8 protein-coding genes are annotated in these 19,717 nt (G+C 41.4%); 7 read left to right on the top strand and 1 reads right to left on the bottom strand.

Going from position 1 to position 19,717, the window contains the following annotated elements; genetic code table 11:
- Nucleotides 1-58: 58 nt before the first annotated feature.
- On the bottom strand, nt 59-3,928 hold the full coding sequence (locus VK179_04725) for a T9SS type A sorting domain-containing protein (GenBank protein ID HLO58021.1): 3,870 nt from the start codon (nt 3,926-3,928) through the stop codon (nt 59-61).
- Nucleotides 3,929-4,325: 397 nt separating this feature from the next.
- On the opposite strand from VK179_04725, the gene VK179_04720 reads away from it, so the two are divergent.
- From VK179_04720 to VK179_04690, 7 genes are read left to right on the top strand one after another with little or no spacing between them, the layout of a single operon-like run.
- Nucleotides 4,326-6,635, top strand: a complete 2,310-nt coding sequence (locus VK179_04720) for a fasciclin domain-containing protein (protein HLO58020.1) — start codon at nt 4,326-4,328, stop codon at nt 6,633-6,635.
- A gap of 38 nt (nt 6,636-6,673) precedes the next feature.
- Nucleotides 6,674-9,889 carry a SusC/RagA family TonB-linked outer membrane protein gene (locus VK179_04715; GenBank protein HLO58019.1) on the top strand — a complete coding sequence of 1,072 codons (3,216 nt, stop codon included), beginning with the start codon at nt 6,674-6,676 and terminating at the stop codon, nt 9,887-9,889.
- 18 nt (nt 9,890-9,907) lie between these two features.
- Complete coding sequence (locus VK179_04710) at nt 9,908-11,383, top strand: RagB/SusD family nutrient uptake outer membrane protein (GenBank protein ID HLO58018.1); 1,476 nt, start codon at nt 9,908-9,910, stop codon at nt 11,381-11,383.
- A 2-nt stretch (nt 11,384-11,385) separates the two neighbouring features.
- Nucleotides 11,386-12,975, top strand: a complete 1,590-nt coding sequence (locus VK179_04705; GenBank protein HLO58017.1) for a fasciclin domain-containing protein — start codon at nt 11,386-11,388, stop codon at nt 12,973-12,975.
- A gap of 11 nt (nt 12,976-12,986) precedes the next feature.
- Complete coding sequence (locus VK179_04700; protein HLO58016.1) at nt 12,987-14,525, top strand: fasciclin domain-containing protein; 1,539 nt, start codon at nt 12,987-12,989, stop codon at nt 14,523-14,525.
- Between the two features lie 58 nt (nt 14,526-14,583).
- Nucleotides 14,584-17,754: a SusC/RagA family TonB-linked outer membrane protein gene (locus tag VK179_04695; protein HLO58015.1), complete on the top strand. Its 3,171-nt coding sequence runs from the start codon at nt 14,584-14,586 to the stop codon at nt 17,752-17,754.
- Between the two features lie 19 nt (nt 17,755-17,773).
- On the top strand, nt 17,774-19,639 hold the full coding sequence (locus tag VK179_04690; protein ID HLO58014.1) for a RagB/SusD family nutrient uptake outer membrane protein: 1,866 nt from the start codon (nt 17,774-17,776) through the stop codon (nt 19,637-19,639).
- The last annotated feature ends 78 nt before the right edge of the window (nt 19,640-19,717 follow it).

Below are 19,717 nucleotides of genomic sequence, written 5' to 3'. Positions count from 1 at the left end.
TAAGATAATAAAAAAAGCCCCGTAAGATTACGGGGCTTCTTAATTTCAGTGATTGTAATTATTCTTTAACAATCTTGTAACGGCCAACAACTTTGTTATTATCACTTACAGTGATGAAGTAAATACCGTTATTTTCCTTTTCAATCGATACAGATTCTCTGTCAGCAACAGCAATCTTTTCAGCAACTTTAACACCGATAATGTTGGTTACCTGTATCCGGTTTCCTGCTTTTACACCACTGATAGTGTAAAGGCCTCTTCCAGGATTCGGGAATACAACGAGGTTATCGGAATTATTGTTGTTAACAGCCACATGGAAGGTAATTGTATAAGTTACAATGTTCGAACCGTTAGCTGAAACAACTTTTACAAGGTCACCTTCTGCCATATTGCCTGAGTTCTTCGGCTGACCGGCAGCGTTAGTTATAACTATAGAAGCTCCGGTTGAAGCAATGAGGTTGGCTTTGAAAGCAGCCACAGTAATTCCGGCAGTGATTGCATCACCTGAAATCACCATACCATCCTGGTCAACAAGATATACTTCAGAAATAACATAAGCTATATCACTGGCTGTCAAACCGCCGAGCATACCTAATCCGTATTTCCTGGTTGTGGTGCCATCAGCAGCAGTCACTATGAGGGTGTCATCGGAAATTACAGTACCAATTTCTCTTACAAATCCCATTTTATCCTGCAGCTCAATTGTAGCTCCCGGTGCCGGTGTGAGGCCAGCAAGGAAGTTGGATACAGGAGTTCCCGGAGGAACAAGGAATATAAGTGACAGGTTCTGGTCAACACCGAAGATTGATGAAGTTACATAAGCATCAGCAGTGCTACCGGCAGGTTCGAGTGTGTAGGTAATCTTATTTACACCGTTTTCAGCAGTTACTGTAAGTACTATCTGGTCACTTACAGGTACAGCAACGTAAGCTGTATCAAAGTTCAGCATAGTGTAAGGAACATACTTACCATCAGCACCTGTGGCAATTACTACAGCACCTGAAGGAACCTGGATACTGTCCATGAGGTTTTTGAATGACATAAACGGATCAAATCCGGATATTACACCTTCATTGCCATCTACTGCTATATCCCAATGTTCTGAAGTAAGGGTGGCATCATTGTTCAATCCTCCTTCGGTTACTTCAAGGATATACTTGGAAGTATTTTTAGCGTCAGCTGAAAGTACAACAAGAGTGTCACCGTTTTCTACTGAATCGGTAGATGCAAGTGCTTCACCTGATGTGGCTGAAACAACATTAAGTACCTGGCCGGCATCAGCCTTAATAAGGTTAGCGTAGAGGCCATCAACATCAGTGTTGGTTATTACGCCCCTGATTGATTCTGCCTGGCCGTAACCCGGGCTGACTTTATATACAGAGGATGTAACAGTGGATCTGTAAATCGTCACATCGTTCATGAAATGGCTGCCGATATCCTTTGTAATGAAGAGGATGCTGTTCGGCCATCCTTCACTTGCATAAGTATCACCGGTTTTCTTGATCCACTCGCTGTTTTCAGGTGTGGTTCCGGCTGAAGCCTTGAACACAGGATTACCATGGTAAATACCTGGCTTTCTCGAGTATGCCTGGATCATATCTACCGTTACTCCGCCCATTACCATGTCAGTTCCGTCGCCATTACCCATAACGTCTAAAAGGGTAAAGTCTTTAGGATCATTGGCATTCTTCAAACCATTGAGAATGGAATCGTTATCGATCCTGAAGAGGTAAATATTATTGTTCTTCCAATGAGCAACACCTTCATTCAGTCTTTCATTCCATGGGTTAGGATAAGCCCCGTTCAAACGGGAAAGAAGAACATCGGTCTGTTTTACTGCCCACCAGTTTGTAGCAGGCTCACTGCCTCTTCCGCCATTTACTGTTGCAAGAACAAATACATCGCCACCCTTTACAACCGGGTTAACGGCGAGGTCCTGTACAAGCATACCCGGGTTGGCAGTCCATGTCAATGAATCAACCCATTTGTAACCGGGAACGTAACGGCGATAGCGGTTCAGCCACTGGTCAGCCTGTGTACGTGTATTGGAAATAGCTGTTGCAGGATTGTTTTCCCATGAAACAACAACCATATAATGGCTCATATCCATTTCACCGGGTCTTGGGTTAGCAAGCTCAATCCAGTTCTTTTCACCCCATTGTTCCCAGAATACCCATTCGGAAATGAAAGGATCACCATCCCAGGGTTGAACTGAAGCAGGATCCTGCATCTTCGAAATCTGAACTTTATAGGTTTTGTGAGACGTGTCGTCTTCAGCAACTGAGTTGAAGGTTACAGTTTTAGCTTCTGCAGTTCCGTCCAGGGTGGTAGCGATGTCAACTGTGTGTTTACCCTGTAATGATGCGTTCTTACCTACGAGTGCAGGAACACCGACTGTATTGGGCGGTACCTGGATCACATAATCAAAGGATGAAGCAACGAAATTAGGAATGGTATCACCCATCCAGCCGAACAGACCACGATAATCTGCAGGAATGTCAGGCCATGTAATGGAGCTCAGTAAAGCGTCATGACTTTTTCTGTAGCGGTCAACCTTAATGTAGTATTCCTTTGTTGAATTGTCAGCAGCCGTAACTTTCAGAATATCGCCTTCTTTAAGGTCGGTTCTTTCGTTGCCGTCAACAAAAACTATATCAAGAGTAGCACCGGCGGGAGCCTCAATATATTTATAAAGAGTATCAACACGGGTTGCAAACGGAACACCGAAGAATCTCATTGAGCCGATTGTATCCATTTCGAGTCCGTCAGTAATTAAATAAACAGGATCGTCAACGCCTGTGTAGAAACCATTGTTATTCGGAGCTTTTTTCGGAACAACGATCTTTGCATCGTTAGTTGCAGGAGTTACTACAATTCCGAATTTAGCCAGGGTAAGTTCACTACCGGTTGCATAAACAGTGAGTGAATCACCTGTCTGAGCGGAAACAAAAGCTGAATCTTCATAGTTATCCAGATAGTCATAATGCCAAGCCAATCCCGGCACCTTGTTGAACATGAACATGATGGAGTCATCACGCCTTGTTCCCCAGGGAACAGTAATAGTTTTTGCGCCCCAGTCAACAGCAACGGTGGATGCGAATTTTTCAAGCGGAACGAGTGTGCCGTCATCAATAACTGCATCGCCATGGAATCCGGCTGTCCAGAAAAGTCTCCTGGTGTTGTCAGCCCATCTTCCACCAGCCTGGTGAGGAATGGGAATCCATTCCGATTCAGTAAGGTCATTTCCTTTTGCTGATGCAAAATTAAGATTACCTGTGGTTACCGAAAACTTACGTACAAGAGTGCATGTCTGTGTTGCATTATCAACACCGGCTACAGCTACACCGCCTTTTGGGTCAGGCCTTGTATTGCCACCGCCACCAAAAATACCGTTAACCTGATCAACAACGGTTGAATCTTCGCCAATATGGTATCTCAGATAGAAACAATCACGTCCGTTCCAAACTGTGAGCAATTCACGTCCATGAGCAGGGCTGACGGAGTCACCGGCGGGATCTCCAACCGATTGCTCATCAACATGGTCCTGTATGTCGGCCAGAGTCCAGAATTCCTTCTTGTTCGTGCCCACCGGATCCCATTGTTCCGGGTTGCTCTTTGCCATTTCGGGACTGAAATCGCGCATTGCAGCAATAATAAAAGTTGCTCCCGGTGCAAGTTCTTTGTCGGGCAGCATCAGCCAGTTAGCTACCGGATTTCCCCACGGGGCAGTCCAGGCATCAATACGACCAATCTCAAAATCTTTAAGGTTGACTGCAGTAGCACCAACGTTGGCAATTTCTATATAGCCACGCCTTGCATCATCAAGCCTTACTTCTGAGATAATCAATGTGCGGATGGTATCGTCCACCTGGGCGTTCAATGCACCGCACAAGAAAAGTGAAAAAAATAGTAAAATTTTAGTCCTCATAAAGCTAGGTTTTTAGTTAGAAAAGAAATTAAAATGTTAGTGAATCAAGTTGTTAAAAAATTTGTTGATGTGTAATTTGGGTTTTTAATTAATACTAAAACTATCTGAAATTATCTGATTAGAGTTGGCTTCAAGTTGTACCTATATATATATGCTGAAAGAAATCATCGACAAAGCACATAAATACAGATTAAAAATAGTAAAAATAAAATTAAAAAATGTTAAATGAGTTCGAAAAAAAACCATGGTTACTGTAAAAGTTACGCTAACACCGTGATGGCGCGCTATTTCTGCAATTTGTTCAATTTTGCATACACTATTTTTTGTTAAAAAATAGCACTTCAGGTAGCACATTTCAAAAAAAAACATAATTTTATTCCCTTACAAAAATTTACATATGAGGAAGATTTTACTTTTCTTATTGCTGATAATTAACCTGTTATTGGCATATAATTGCAAAAAGGAAGATATCTATTCCAGACCACCCTGGCTCGCCGGAAAACTTTTCTCACAGATCAAGGCAAGGCCCGAATTGAGCGAGTTTGCAAAATGCATTGAATTAACTGGTTTTGATAGTGTGATTAACGTTTCGGGAAGTTATACCGTATTTGCTCCTGACAATGATGCATTTGCCCTTTACTTCGAAGAACATCCGGAATTCAATTCAGTTGAGGACATTCCACTAAGCGTATTAAGCCGCATAGTTAAATTCCACATTGTTCAGAGTCCATGGAGCGTTTACCAGTTGCAGCAACTTGATGTGTACGGCTGGATTGACTCACTCGACCTGAATAACGACGAACCGAGGGGATTTAAACGGGAAACCTTGTTGAGAGAACCTAACATGAAATACGGTATTAACCTCCGTCATGATGTCACCGATCTTGAAGAGGGAAGGAAATACATTATTGTGGATACGCTGAAATCAAACTGGTACCGCAGGCAGGCAGTTGATTCAAGAAAATATGCCCCTATTTTTTACCAGGATTACTTTTCAATTTACGATCTGAAATCGGAGGACTATGCCTTTTATTTTGGCCGTCCTTTCGAGTCGCCTAACGTTTACTTTGCTAATGCAAAAATCATAACAAAGGACATTTTTGCTGAAAATGGTTTTGTTCATGTTATTGACAGGGTAGTGGAGCCTCTTGAAAATGCCTTTCAGATCCTTAGTAAAAAGAACGGGACATACGCCTATGATAAATTCCTTGACCTTATCAATACTTTTCCCGAAGTTGATTACAACGAAGATAAAACCTTTGACCAGCCCGGTGCTGATCAAGGTTTGACTGTTGACTCGCTGTTCGACATTACCTATCCTGACCTGACTTTTTCAATAGTAAATGAAAAAACTTTGCCACCCAGGGGAACTTATGTGCCCAATCCTACAATCCGCTATCAACATGGTTTAGTGGCACCTACAAACGCTGCTTTTGACGATTTTGTCAATACTTACCTGGTTGGCCAGGGACGCTGGGGATCCATCGCACAGGCTCCCCGGCATATAAGGAAAATGATCGTTAGTTCCCAAATGGCTAACGGTCCCCTTTACCCCAGCAATTTTGAACGCGGCTTTCTTAACGGTGAAAACGACCTGATGGAATTGGATCAGTCAACCATTGTTGAAAAGGAATACGCCAGCAATTGTACCTTTATTGGTGTCAACAAGATGCTTGTTCCTAAGGCTTTTACAAGTGTAACGGGCCCTGTTTATCTTCGCAGGGGTTATTCAACCGCCATGTATGCCATCGGTCAGACGGGTCTGCTCACAGCGCTTAAAAGGCCTGAAGCACATTACATGCTTTTTGTTGAAAACGATGCCAACCTGGCCGTCGATTCATCACTGATCTATACGGCCGAACGTGAAGATTTCGCCGTGTATAACATATTGGGTAAAGTAAACTCAAGACAACCTACCACTATAACAGATATCCGTAACCTGATCTTAAATCATATCGGAACGGAATTGCCCACAGGTAATGCAAGGAAAGAATTTATCCGTAACCTGGCAGGAAATTACATTGTGATCAACAATGAAACAGGCGAAGTAAAAGGAAGCGGTCCCTCCACTTTTGGATTTCATGGTGCTCCTGTAGTTTTACATCCGCAGGAACTCACGGATATAACCCCATATAACGGGAAAGTTTACGATATAGCCAACTGGATGAATTTCACATCCACTACGATATATAATATAATATCTTCTTCCTATCCCGCCTTTCACCATCTTCTGCAGGTAGCGGGACTTGTTAATACAACCACTTTCAGCTATAATTTTATGTCGGATGATGAATACTACACTGTGTTTGCTCCGACTGATGCTGTGCTTGCGGAATTCGATTATGCATCATTGCCCAAAGAACAGCTTAAAAAATTCCTGATGATGCATTTTGTCCAGGGTTCTTTGATTTTTACTGACGGAAGAATGCCTGCGGGTTATTATGAAACTGCCCGTGTGGATGAGAAATCTACCCAATACAGTAAAATCTATACCAAGATTTACATAACACCCGGATCAGATGCTATTTATTTCCGTGGGAAAGACGGATTCACCAACATTACAGTGAATGAATCCGATGCGACTAATAAAATGGCTGCCCGCATTATCAATCCGAATGCGGCCACCACTTTCCCCACACTCGTAACAAACGGTGTATTGCATGAAATCAATGGTGTCCTGAACTATAGTGACCTTGACACTGAATAACCGATTGTATTAAACAGTAATTAAGCCTTTTCTCCAATATGAAAGAAATAAGATATGTGCTGATGCTCGTAGTGTGTCTTTGCAGTTTCGGAACTGCATTTTCACAAAACGAAGTTGTAATCCGCGGTCGTGTTATTGACAAGACCGAACGGATGTCGGTTATTGGTGCCAACATCGTTGAATATGACAAAGAAAACCGTGTTGTGAACGGAACAGTCTGTGACGTGAACGGTGACTTTGTACTTACTGTCAAAAACCCTCAGAATGTTATAAAGGTCATTATGATAGGGTATAACACCAAGACCATCACACCGGGTGCCTCCTCTTCCATTACAATTGAACTGGAACCAAAGGTTAACCAGGTGGCCGAAGTTGTTGTTACCGCCAGGAAACGCCAGGAACTAAGTCTGACCAACGTTGACGCAAGAGACGTAGCAACCGCCACAGTAAAAATTGACATGGCCGACATGCGCGAATCCGGTGCGGTTTCTGCAACCGATGCGTTACAGGGAAGAGTGGCAGGACTTGATATCATGAACGCTTCAGGAGACCCCGGTTCAGGATCCCAGATCGTAATCCGTGGTTTGAGCTCAATGGGTAATAACAGGCCTCTTGTTGTTATTGACGGTATTCCGCAGTACAAATTGTCACAGGACTTTGACCTGAGTTCCGCCGACCAGGAAGATATAAGCAACGAATTGAATATTGCGCTGCAGGATATAAAATCAATTGAGGTATTAAAAGACGCTGCTTCAACCTCTTTATACGGATCAAGAGGTGCTGATGGTGTGCTTCTTATTGAAACCTATAAAGGAAGACTAGGGAAAGTTCAGTTCGACTATACCTATAAAGGAAGTTTGAACTATCAGCCCAAAGCGATCCCCATGCTCAGCGGTGATGAGTATATTATGCTTCAGCTTGAGGAATTGCATAACAGTAATGGTGTTTTTGATATTCCTTCAGAAATTGCCTATGATAAAGATTATCCCGGCTTCTACAATTATTCTGCAAATACCGACTGGCTGGGAGCTTTAACACAAACCGGCCGTACCCATGATCATTATTTTAATATATCAGGCGGTGGTGAAAAGACACGCTATTATACTTCTTTCAGTTATATCGACGAGAAGGGTACTACTATAAGCACAGGCGCAAAAGATTTCTCGACGCGCGTTAATCTTGACTACTTCCTCTCAAAAAAGACGCTGTTCTCCATACAGTTCAGCTATTCTAATAATAACGTGGATGGCAATGCCGAGGTAGGTGGCAAAAATGTGCGTGAAATGGGCTATATTAAAGCTCCTAACATGAGCATTTGGGAATACGATGCTTATGGAAAGCCCACAGGCGAATATTTTACACCTATCAATAGTTACCAGGGAAGCGGAAGCACCTTTTTCAATCCCATAGCAGTTGCCAAACTGGGTAAAAACGACAGGAAGGAAAACTACCTGCAAAACAACTTTACATTAAGCTATAACATCCTTGACTGGGTTAAATTCCGTGAAACCTTGTCGTTCCAGGTTATCGGGAAAAAAGAAAGCCGTTACCTTCCTTACAATGCGCTGGGAACCGACTGGCTTGAATGGACTGTGAATAAGGCGGAAGAAGGTAACTCAATGGAGACCTATATTAATACGGAATCGCAAATTGCTTTTGATGTTCCCTTTGCTGATTCAAGTGATCATGTTCTTTCAGGAGCCATTACCTGGATTACAAATCAGGCATCCGGTGAGTGGATGAACATGCAGAGTAATAAAATTCCAAGTACTGAGATTACGGACCCTGCCGTCAGCGGCCAGATTAACTGGATAGGCGATGCTTCATGGGAATCCCGCGGCGTTGGTGCCTTGGCTAACCTGAATTACAAATACAAAGACCGTTATATGATTCAGGGTAATATAAGGGGCGATGCATTTTCTTCATTCGGAGCCAATCATAGGTGGGGATTATTTAAAGGAGTCGCACTCGGATGGCGCTTTTCAAGTGAACCATGGATGGATAACCTGAATTTCTTAGGTGAAAGTATGATCAAGGCTTCCTGGGGAGTTTCCGGACGTCAGCCTACCAACCAGTATGCCCGTTTTGCCACCTATAATTCTTCAACCGATTATATTTATTACCCCGGTATTGTCAACTCTCAAATCCAGTTGGATAACCTCCAGTGGGAATCGATTACACAATCAAATATAGGTATTGAACTGAACATGTTTAATGACAGGCTCTTTATCCAGGGCGATCTATATAAAAAGAAGAGTACAAACATTCTTTTCCAGGACTACAAACTTCCTACATCATCAGGATTTGATAAGTTGGGTTACCTCAATGCCGGTGAAATGGTCAATAACGGGTGGGAATTAATGTTTGATTACAGGATTATCCGTAAAAAAGATCTCAGGGTATCCGTAAATTTCAATACATCTCATAACGTGAATTCCTTCAGCAGATTTCCGGATAATTTCAACCGCGAAAAATCAACATCCATCCTGAATGAGGAATACCCCCTGCGCTTGCAGGAGGGCCAGCCCATCGGTTCTTTCTTTGGATTCCATTACCTGGGAGTCTACCCGACAAATGAAGCAGCGTATGCTGTTGATGCCAGTGGTAATTTGCTCAGGGATTATAACGGTGATCCGATTCCCATGTCTTATGGAACCTACACATTCAAAGGCGGTGACCCGAAGTATGCGGATATAAATCACGATGGTCGTATCGATTTGAATGACGTAGTATATATCGGTGACTCCAACCCTGATTTTATAGGCGGTTTTGGTGCAGCAGTGAAATACAAGAATTTTGATTTGAATCTTGGTTTCCACTATCGGATGGGTTTCGATATAATTAATAAAGTGGCCATGGAAACCCAGGGTATGAATAATAAAAACAACCAGAGCAAGGCTGTGCTTCGCAGATGGAGGATTGACGGACAGAATGAAAAAGATATGCTGCCCAGGGCTTATATGGGCCATCCTGCCAGCAACCTTGGTTCTGACCGCTATGTAGAAAAAGGCGATTACCTCAGGTTATTGAATGTTATGTTAGGTTATCGCTTTGAAAAGGAATTCTGTGATAAATTGAACCTAAGAACACTGGGTGTTACCTTTAGCGCCAGGAAGCTGTTTACTCTGACCCAATATTCCGGCCAGGATCCGGAGATCGGTCAGAATGCGCAGGATCCGTTCTGGATTGGTGTGGATGAAGCCAATACTCCCCCTCCAAGAGTTTACACAATTGCTGTATCTGTTGGATTCTAACCTGTAAAAAATCAAATTATGAAAATATCAGCGAAATTGTTATTGATCCTGTTGATGTTTGCCGGTCAGTTTTCATGCTCAGACTGGCTGGAACTTCCACCCCGCGAAGGCCTGATCCGTGAGGAATTCTGGAAAAGCAAGGAGGATGTGGAGGCCGTTATCATGGGTACCTATTCGAAATTTGCATCCATGGATGACAGGCTTTTTAAATACGGTGAATTACGCGGGGAATTTCTTAAATATGATTATAACCAATCATCCTCCGATGAACGCAAAATCATGGAAGGAAGCATATACCCTGACAACTATTTATGCAACTGGGCTACTTTCTATGAAATTATAAATTATTGCAACGAGGTTATTGAATATGCCCCGAAAGTGCAGGAAAAGGACAATACGTTCAGTGATTACCTGCTCGATGGTTATTTATCTGAAGCCTACTTTCTGAGGAGCCTGAGTTATTTCTACCTGGTCAGAATTTTTAAGGATGTTCCTTATGTTACCGAGCCTACACTTACTGATGCCACTGATGTGTATGTGAAGAAAGACACCGAAAGTAATATCCTTCAGAGTATTACCGAAGACCTGGTTAAGGCCCGTAACTGGGCTACTGTCGATGGATACCTGACTCCTGAGGAAAACAAGGGCAGAGCTACAAAAGCTTCAATTGACGCGTTGCTGGCAGACATAGCTTTATGGAACTTTGATTATGAAAGTTGCATTGAGCATGTTCAGAATATTGAAAATATGAAGCAGTACATCCTCGTTGAATCCAAAGACTGGTACGTCAACTTTTCGGAAGGAAATACCTATGAAAGTATTTTTGAATTCCAGTTTGACGATGCACTCAACCAGAAAAACCACCTTTATGGATTGACACTAGAAACTTCACATAATTTTGACCCAAGCGATTATGCAGTTGAAATATTTGACAATAAAACCAATCCTGAATTGGTAAGGGGTGTGGGTAAGTCAATCAAAAAATACAGTGAAGGAAATTATATTATCTGGAAATATGTGGGACTGAAGGGTGACGGCTCAACCCCGAGACCTTCAAGTATGCAGAATAGCGCAAATTTTATTATTTATCGCATGGCTGACGTCCTGCTGATGAAAGCCGAAGCATTGTCTCAGTTAGGCCGCTATGATGAGGCCCGTTTAATCCTCGGCCAAATCAGAAAAAGAGCTGGAATCAATAAGCCACTCGATCTGAATAATTCGGCAAAGGCATTTGAAGATGCCATCCTGGATGAACGTTCCAGGGAACTTGCCTATGAAGGCAAGAGGTGGTTTGACCTCATGAGAATGGGCCGCAGGAACGATTTCAACCGTAAAAGTGAACTCATTGATATTATGGTAAGAAACGTGCCATCGACACAAAAACGCATTCTGCAGACAAAACTTACTAACCCGTTGAGTTGGTACCTGCCGATATATAAGACAGAACTGGAGAGAAACAGAAATCTGGTACAGAATCCTTATTATAATTTTTAAAAATGAAAAAGTTATTCTATTCACTTTTTATAAGCATATGCGCCATCATCGGATTGGCCATGTCATGCGATCCTGATACCATTCGCATAGATTTCGAAGATGTTGAGAAACAAACTATTTATGACTATATCGTTCAGCATAAAGATACCTTCTCCAGCTTCCTCGCTATCCTTGAGAAATCAGGACTTGATAAAACTTTAAGTGCCTATAATCCTAACGGAGACGACTATACCCTGTTCCTTCCCACCAATGAGGCCATTGACAGTTTTATCAAAGACAGTAAGTATGCCACGCTCAATGACCTTTTAAATGATGAGGATTATATCTGGTACTTTTCACGGTACCATGTTGTAAATAAAGGCATTGATAAAAATGATTTTCCATTCGGAGCATTTTCGGAATATACGCTGACTGATGATTATCTGGCCGTTAGCTTTATTATTGAGGATGATTCATCCTACTATAAAATTAATAACCAGGCACCCGTTATTAGGCCTAACATTGAAGTCTCCAATGGTTATATCCATATTGTCAGCCGGGCTCTTACCCCTATTACACAAACAACATACGGATGGTTGGCTGCCCATGACGGATATGAATTGTTTAAAACCGCTGTAGATACAACCGGACTGATTGGTCTCCTGAACATTAATCCTAAAGTGGATGAGGAAACCCTGCCGTTTACACTTTTCCTTGAACATGATTCAATATTTTATAAACGCGGCATTTTTTCCTTCACACAGTTGACGAACCTCATAAGTCCGGGCCGAACCGATTATTCAAACCCTTTGAATCCACTGTATAATTGGGTTGCATACCATGTTCTGTCAGAAAATATGTTTGTGGATGATTTCCAGGGTGTATCATCAAACTATTCTACCTATTCCGATATCCCTCTTTCAGTTGACGGTATGGGCATTGATATAAAAATTAATAAGGGCAAGGAAATGTTTGATACGATCGTCCATAGCATTGGCGACACCACATTTATAAATTATGTGGGTATTAACTATGATGCCAGCAACGTAATTACCCAAAGCGGAGTAATTCATTTCATCGACCAGATTCTAAAGCAGCATCCCCCTTCAAGAGCCCTGCAAACTTACGAGTTTTTTGACAGGCCAACTTTCACCGAATACCAGACTCTGCCGGGTACTTACCTCATCGAGGATTCGACCCTGCTTAATTCGATCACATATTCGGGTAGTGAATTAAACTACATAAAATACTCTGAAGAAGATAACCCAAACGGTTTATGGAGCACAGATTGTGTGCAGCTTGACGGTGACTTTACTTTCAATTTTAAGCTGCCCAAAATCGTCCAGGGTAATTATACCGTTTACCTGCAGGCTGATTTTTACAGCCCGAATAAGGAAAATGCAGTTGTTGAAATTTTTATTGACGGCAAAAAGGTAGGAGGAACCATTGATCTTTCAAGTGATCCTCAAGTCAATGCCAGTAGTACCAACCCGATTGGAACTAAAGAAGTAGGTACTATAAATTTCATCAAATATGATTCACATACCCTTACTGTGAAATCTTTAATTCCCGGAACTTTCACGGGCGACTTTATTCGTTTTGAACCCAAATAATACTGGATACTATGAATTACAGAGTTTCAATACTTGCCCTTGTAATCTTTTCGCTTTTTGCTTCCTGTAAGCAGGATTGGGATCAGCATTATAATGATCCCCCGGTTACAAGCGATGTGAATGTCTGGGATGCCATGCAGAAAGATCCGGCAATTTCTACTTTTGTTCAATACCTGAAGGACAATAAGTACGATACGCTATTCCTGGGTAACAGTACGTATACCATGTTTGCCCCTACAAACGAGGCATTCACGACTTTTTTGCAAAACAATACAGTGAATACCGGAGTGCTCGCTTACCATGTATCGAAATTTTTCATACAGACTCCGGCTATCCTGGGTAAAAGAAAAGTTCAGACGTTCATGGAAAAATATGCCTTGTTTAATAACGATGACGGCCATTTGTTTTTCGATGAAATTCCGATTGAATTCGAAAGCCCCCTGTATAAAAACGGTAAATACTACAGGATGGGCACCGTTGCGCTGCCCAAACCAAACCTGTATGAGTACATCGCTCTCACCAATCCTGTATTGAAGCGCTTTATAGATAGTGAGGATTCAGTTATACTGAATAAGCAACTGAGCACACCTATAGGATTTGATGAGAACGGAAATACGATTTACGATACGGTGGCCGATATCATAAATATGTTTGAAGTTGAATTCTTCCCTATTTCAGAAGAATACAGGAATCTTACGGCTACTCTTGTCTTTCCGAAAGAAGCCAATTACAATGCAGCACTTGATTCAATGGCTCAGAATCTGCATGCCGGTTATACCGATCATAACGATATTCCCATTGTATGGCAGAATAAGGTGCTTATTCCTTATCTTCTTGAACGCGGAGTTTTTGAAAATATGCTTGAAAGGGAAGAGTTTATTCAAAAGGCTATTAATGACACGGTTAAACTGAAAAATATACTGGGCGATAGTGTGGTTATTGATTATGAACCGGGCGAGAAAACAATATGCAGTAATGGCTATGCCTATAATTACGACAGTTTCATAGTTCCGGATACACTGTACCAGTCACCTACTTATTATGAAGGTGAATGGTGGTTAAAAACTCTGGGTAACCAGTCGTTCGCATGGAACAGAGGTATTGAGAACGAAAGTGACAAACCTTTTGAGGTCAGGAAGGAGTTTGTAAGCTCAGCCAATAACGATACAATATTCAGAGTCTATTTTAATAATGGCTACACCGGTAAGTATTCAATTGAATTTAATGTAAATAACCTTTTCCCGCGCAAATATCTGGCTGTATTCCGCACTGTAATGCGCGTGGGTGGTGTTTTTGATATTTATGTAAACGACCAGCTTGTGAAAACATTTGATTATGCAGCCTATAAGGTATTCAATGGCGTAATCAACAGCGTTGTTCCGAACAAACGTTATGTTCCTGAGGCTCTTGGTTACAACCGGTTTGATTTCTGGATTAATAACCTGCAGGAATATGGCAAGGCGAAAATAAGAATAGAATACAAGGGACCAAGCACACTATCGATTAACGGGCTTGTATTAGACTATATTCAATTTGTTCCTTACGATTAAGTTTTAGTGATCTTTTCAATTAATGCAGATGATGGTTTTATACAAAAAGAATTCAAATATGTCACACAAAATTAATATTGGCCGAATACCTGTTCTAATTTTTGTCGGTATCCTTCTACTTGGATTTTCACATAAGGTAAGTGCGCAGGATACCACTATCGTCACCGGTAAGGTATTCGATCACATGAAAAGACCTCTTAAGGACATATCAGTGAGTATTGCCGGTTCATTTGAATTGCCTTATGTGACAAACGAAAACGGTGAATTCACAATATTTTCTACTTCACCTTCAGACTGGATTATTCTTTCTCCTGCAAACACATTCAAGGCAAAAAGAGTCTATCTGAATGGAAGAAAACAATTGGATATTTATCTGACTGCCCTGGATATGGCTTCAGATGAGGATGAGGTTATCATCATGTCCAGGCCGGTTAAAAAGAGAAATATTGCAGCTGCCTTTTCTTCTGTGGATATGAAATTTCTTACAGGAATAAAACCTGTAACAATTGATGAATATTTCCAGGGACTGATGGCCGGTGCAAATGTTGTAAAAAGGTCAGGTCATCCTTCAAGTGGTGCATTCATGACAATACGAGGCATTAACTCGCTGAATGCAGGTAATCAACCGTTATATATTGTGGATGGAATTCCTGCAACTCCTAACGGTGTTTTCAGTTCAAACGTTAATGGATTCACATTCAATCCTATGGTTGAAGTGAACCCTCACGATGTTTCAGCCCTGACTGTTATTAAGGATCCTGCCATTACTGCCGCTTATGGATCAAGAGGTTCGAACGGCCTTGTTTTGATCGAAACTTTGGATCCGAGTGTAACCCAAACAGTAATTCAGCTTGATCTGAATACAGGCCTTTTACTGGCACCTGCTGATAAGATCCCGCAGCTCAATGCCACACAGCATAAGACTCTGTTACAGGAAGTTCTTTTTTCTTCGGGCAAACTGGAAGAAAATCTGATACTGGAATATCCGAACCTTTATCTTGAACCGGATGACAAACGATTTATTGACTACCAGCATAACACAAACTGGCAGAATGAAATTTTCAGGAATTCACTTTCACAGAATGTGAATATCATGGTAAAGGGAGGTGATGAAATAGCCACATACGGACTTTCCTTTGGACTGATGAATAACAGCGGTGTCATTAAGAAAACCGATTATAAAGGATATAACCTGAGATTTGTAAGCAAATTGAATGTGTTCAGATGGATGAAAATGAACGCAGGCGTATCTCTGAATTACAATAAATCGAATATGAAGGATGCTGCAACATCCAGGGAAACAAGTCCGATTTTAACAGCTCTCGGCAAATCGCCAATGTTAAATCCTTACCAGTATGACGAACAGGGTAAAGAAATTACAACCGTTGCCGAAGTGGATGAACTTGGAGTCAGCAACCCTGTTGCCGTTATCAATAATTATGAAGCCAAAAATACAAATACGAGCTTTGTATATTATATGGGCATGGACGCTACAATTAACAGCAGAATATCGCTGAAGAGTAAGTTCAATTTTACCTATAATATGATGAAAGAGCAGATCTTTCAGCCCAACCACGGGATGGAGCATTATTACAATAACGAAGCACATAACGTAGCCAAAGCTGCAACCGACGTATTCAGAAGTTTCTATAACAATACCTATTTAAATATTAACCGTTCCATCGGCGAACATCACAATCTTTCGTCAATGACCGGGTTTAACCTTCAGACCAATAATTTTGAATACGACTGGGGATTAACAAAAAATGCTCCTATGAATGACCAGTACCGGACTCTTGCTGACGGTCGTGACGACTTAAGGGAAATCGGCGGACAAAACAGGAAATGGAACTGGTTCTCACTTTATGAAAATTTGTTCTATTCCTATAAGGATAAATATATCATTACAGCCAGCCTATCGTTTGACGGATCATCCCGTGTGGGTAATGATGCTGCCAATACAATCAAGTTGGGTGATGTTCCTTTCGGATTATTTTATTCAGCGGGAGTTGCATGGAGGTTGTCGAGCGAGTCATTCCTGAAGAATAATTCATGGCTCGAAGACTTTAAATGGAGGTTGTCTTATGGTATGACAGGAAATGATGACATTGGAGAATCCAGTGCATCCAATTATTATAAAGCTGTAAGATTCCGCGAAACAGTTGGTTTGTATCCCGCAGTTATTACGAATACAAAACTAACCTATGAAAAGGTCAGCCAGCTGAATACAGGAATTGACATTTCTCTTTGGGGTAACCGGTTCTCCGGTACCGTTGACGTATTCCGTTCACAAACCAAAAATATGCTGATTTATAGTCCGGTGAACCCTTATATGGGCTATGATTACCGGATGGAAAATTCAGGTAAGATGAAAAATACGGGCTACGAATTTTCACTTTTCGGCAGGTTGATGGATAAAAAGGAATTCAAGTGGGATGTCCAGGTATTTTTGACTCACGTGAAGAACAGTGTTATTGATATCAAAGGATCAAAGCTCATTACAGAGCTCAATGGACTTGAGATTGTGAATATGGAAGGCGCTCCGGCAAACAGTTTTTACGGATATGTTTTCAGGGGCGTTTTTGCTTCTACAACTGATGCCGAAGCATCCGGCCTTATAAATGATAAAGGTATGCCTTACCATGCAGGCGATGCAATATATGCTGACCTTTCCGGACCCCTTGGAACCCCGGATGGTGTTATTAATAATTTCGATAAAAAAGCTATTGGCTCGTCCCTGCCTGACCTCACAGGAAGTGTTGTCAATTCGTTCTCATACAAAGGTTTTACTCTGAATGCCATTATTCAGTTTGTTACCGGGAATGAGCTTTTCAATTTTGTCAGGTACAACAATGAACGGATGTCAGGTCTGGACAATCAAAGCCAGTATGTGTTGAACAGGTGGCAATATGAAGGACAGGTTACCGATGTTCCAAGGGCATTATGGAATGACCCCATGGGCAACAGTGCATTTTCAACACGCTGGATTGAGGACGGTTCCTATGTACGATTGAAAAATGTATCAATAAGCTACAAGCTTCCCAAGGAATTCCTTACTTTCAAAAGTGCTGAATTCTACGCGTCAGCGAACAACCTGATGACTTTAACGAAATACCTCGGATATGACCCGGAATTCAGTTATTCATATATGCAGATTCACCAGGGGATTGACTATGGAATGACACCCCAATCCCGCCAATTCATTGTAGGTGTTAAACTTGGATTATAATTTATTTACTCGTAAGGATATGAAAAATTTCAAAAAGTATAGGGTAATCTTCTCCTTCAGCCTCCTACTCTTATTAATATCAACGTTCTCCTGTAAAGATTTCTTTGATCCGGAACAGGAAATTAATATTACGGGAGATGAATTATACAAGGACTGGTACGAGTATCGTTCGGTTGAAATGGGTATGTATTCTTTGCAGCAACAGTTGGTTGAGCAACTAATCGTGCTTGGAGAATTACGTGGGGATTTGCTGACTGTTACTCCTAATGCTGATGCCGACTTAATGGAAATTTACAATTTCAATGTTTCCAAAACCAATAAGTATGCATCCCCGACTAATTTCTTCAAGTTGATTTCTGCATGCAATAACTTCATTAATATTCTTGAAAGGGAACATCCTGAAGTAAAAGACCAGAAAGCTGAAATTTCAAATTATGACAAGCTATACGGTGAAGCACTCTGTATGCGGGCATGGGCTTATTTTACCGCTGTCAGAATATATGGAAAGGTACCCTTTATTAGTTCTTCTCTTGCTACGATGGAAGAAATAGAGGCTTTTGTGAATTCACCGGGAACCTATATTGACAGTGTACATGTGATATTCTCAAAGGACGGTTATTACAACACCGATACCATTTACAATGAGCCGATTGTACTTGAAAAGAAGTTGTATGATACTCCGATGATCATTGATTATTTCACAAATGAACTGGAGAATAACGTGAAAGCTGTAGGTGTAAAACATGACATTGACAGGGCAGATGCCACCTGGGAAGTTACCATCTGGAATCCGTGGGCTATGCATGCTTTGTTGGGCCAAATGTATCTGACAGAGGGCGACTTGCAGAAAGCTACGTATCATTTTGAGGCAATTGTTAAGAATCCCGCAGAAACTGAACGGTACCAGCTTACAAGTACCTTTTCAAGGTATGCATGGTCTAATATTTTTTCCGAGATCGATAAAAATGAACATATTTTTACAATCTGGTTTGATAAGAATTATTTCCAGCAAAACCAGCTGCAAAACCTGTTTTTACCGATTCCTCCTTATAAATACATGCTTAAACCTACAAAAGCCGCTGTGCATAAATGGGAAACCACATGGATGAGGCAAAGGATAATAAGGAATAATAACCCGGCGCTGACAAAGATGGACCCCAACCAGATGGGTTTTCCGGGTGATCCTTACAGGGGATTTGGTACTTCTTATATTTATCTCAGGAATGTCGGCCTTTCGTATTATACTCCCGATGTTGAATACATGCTTGAAATGAAAGCCAAACATGACACCCGCACCGTGAATAACATTATGGAGGGCATGGATACTGTTGTGTTTAAATATTATACCGGGCAATACCAGGATGACGCAAGGTTCATCTTATACCGTGCGGGAGGAATCCAGCTTTACCTGGCTGAGATATATACATACATGATTTTTAATGATCACGGTACAGTTAAAACAAATACAGGTTATGCGAAGGGAATTGTAAATGACGGTTACCTGTATTATTCAGTTGACCAGAATCGTCTTCAGTTAGGGGTTCGCGGCAGAGTAGGTCTTGGAAGCGGCGATGATCAGCTGACGCTTGATAATATCCAGTATATTCATGATCCATTTACAAATGAGATTACCGGTTATCTTGACCTGGGAAGTAACTTCCTTAAAAAACAACAGATTTTCGAGGATCAACTGGTTGATGAGCGCGCCAGAGAACTGGCCTTTGAAGGCGAAAGATTTTATGATCTGATGCGCGTGGCTAAACGCCGAAACGATCCTTCATTTCTTGCCAGCAGGGTTGCAGAAAAATATCCCTCGGGTAAACGCGAACAGGTTTATAACTTCCTTCTTGATGAAAATAATTGGTATATTCATATGTTTGATTAAACAAAAGAGGATTAAATAATTCAAAGAAAACCCGCATTCATTTCAATGCGGGTTTCTTTTTTTTCTTACATTTAAGTA

This window comes from Bacteroidales bacterium (assembly GCA_035299085.1).
In the GTDB taxonomy this organism is placed as follows: Bacteria; Bacteroidota; Bacteroidia; order Bacteroidales; family UBA10428; genus UBA5072.
This window is presented reverse-complemented; position numbering and strand designations above follow the sequence as displayed.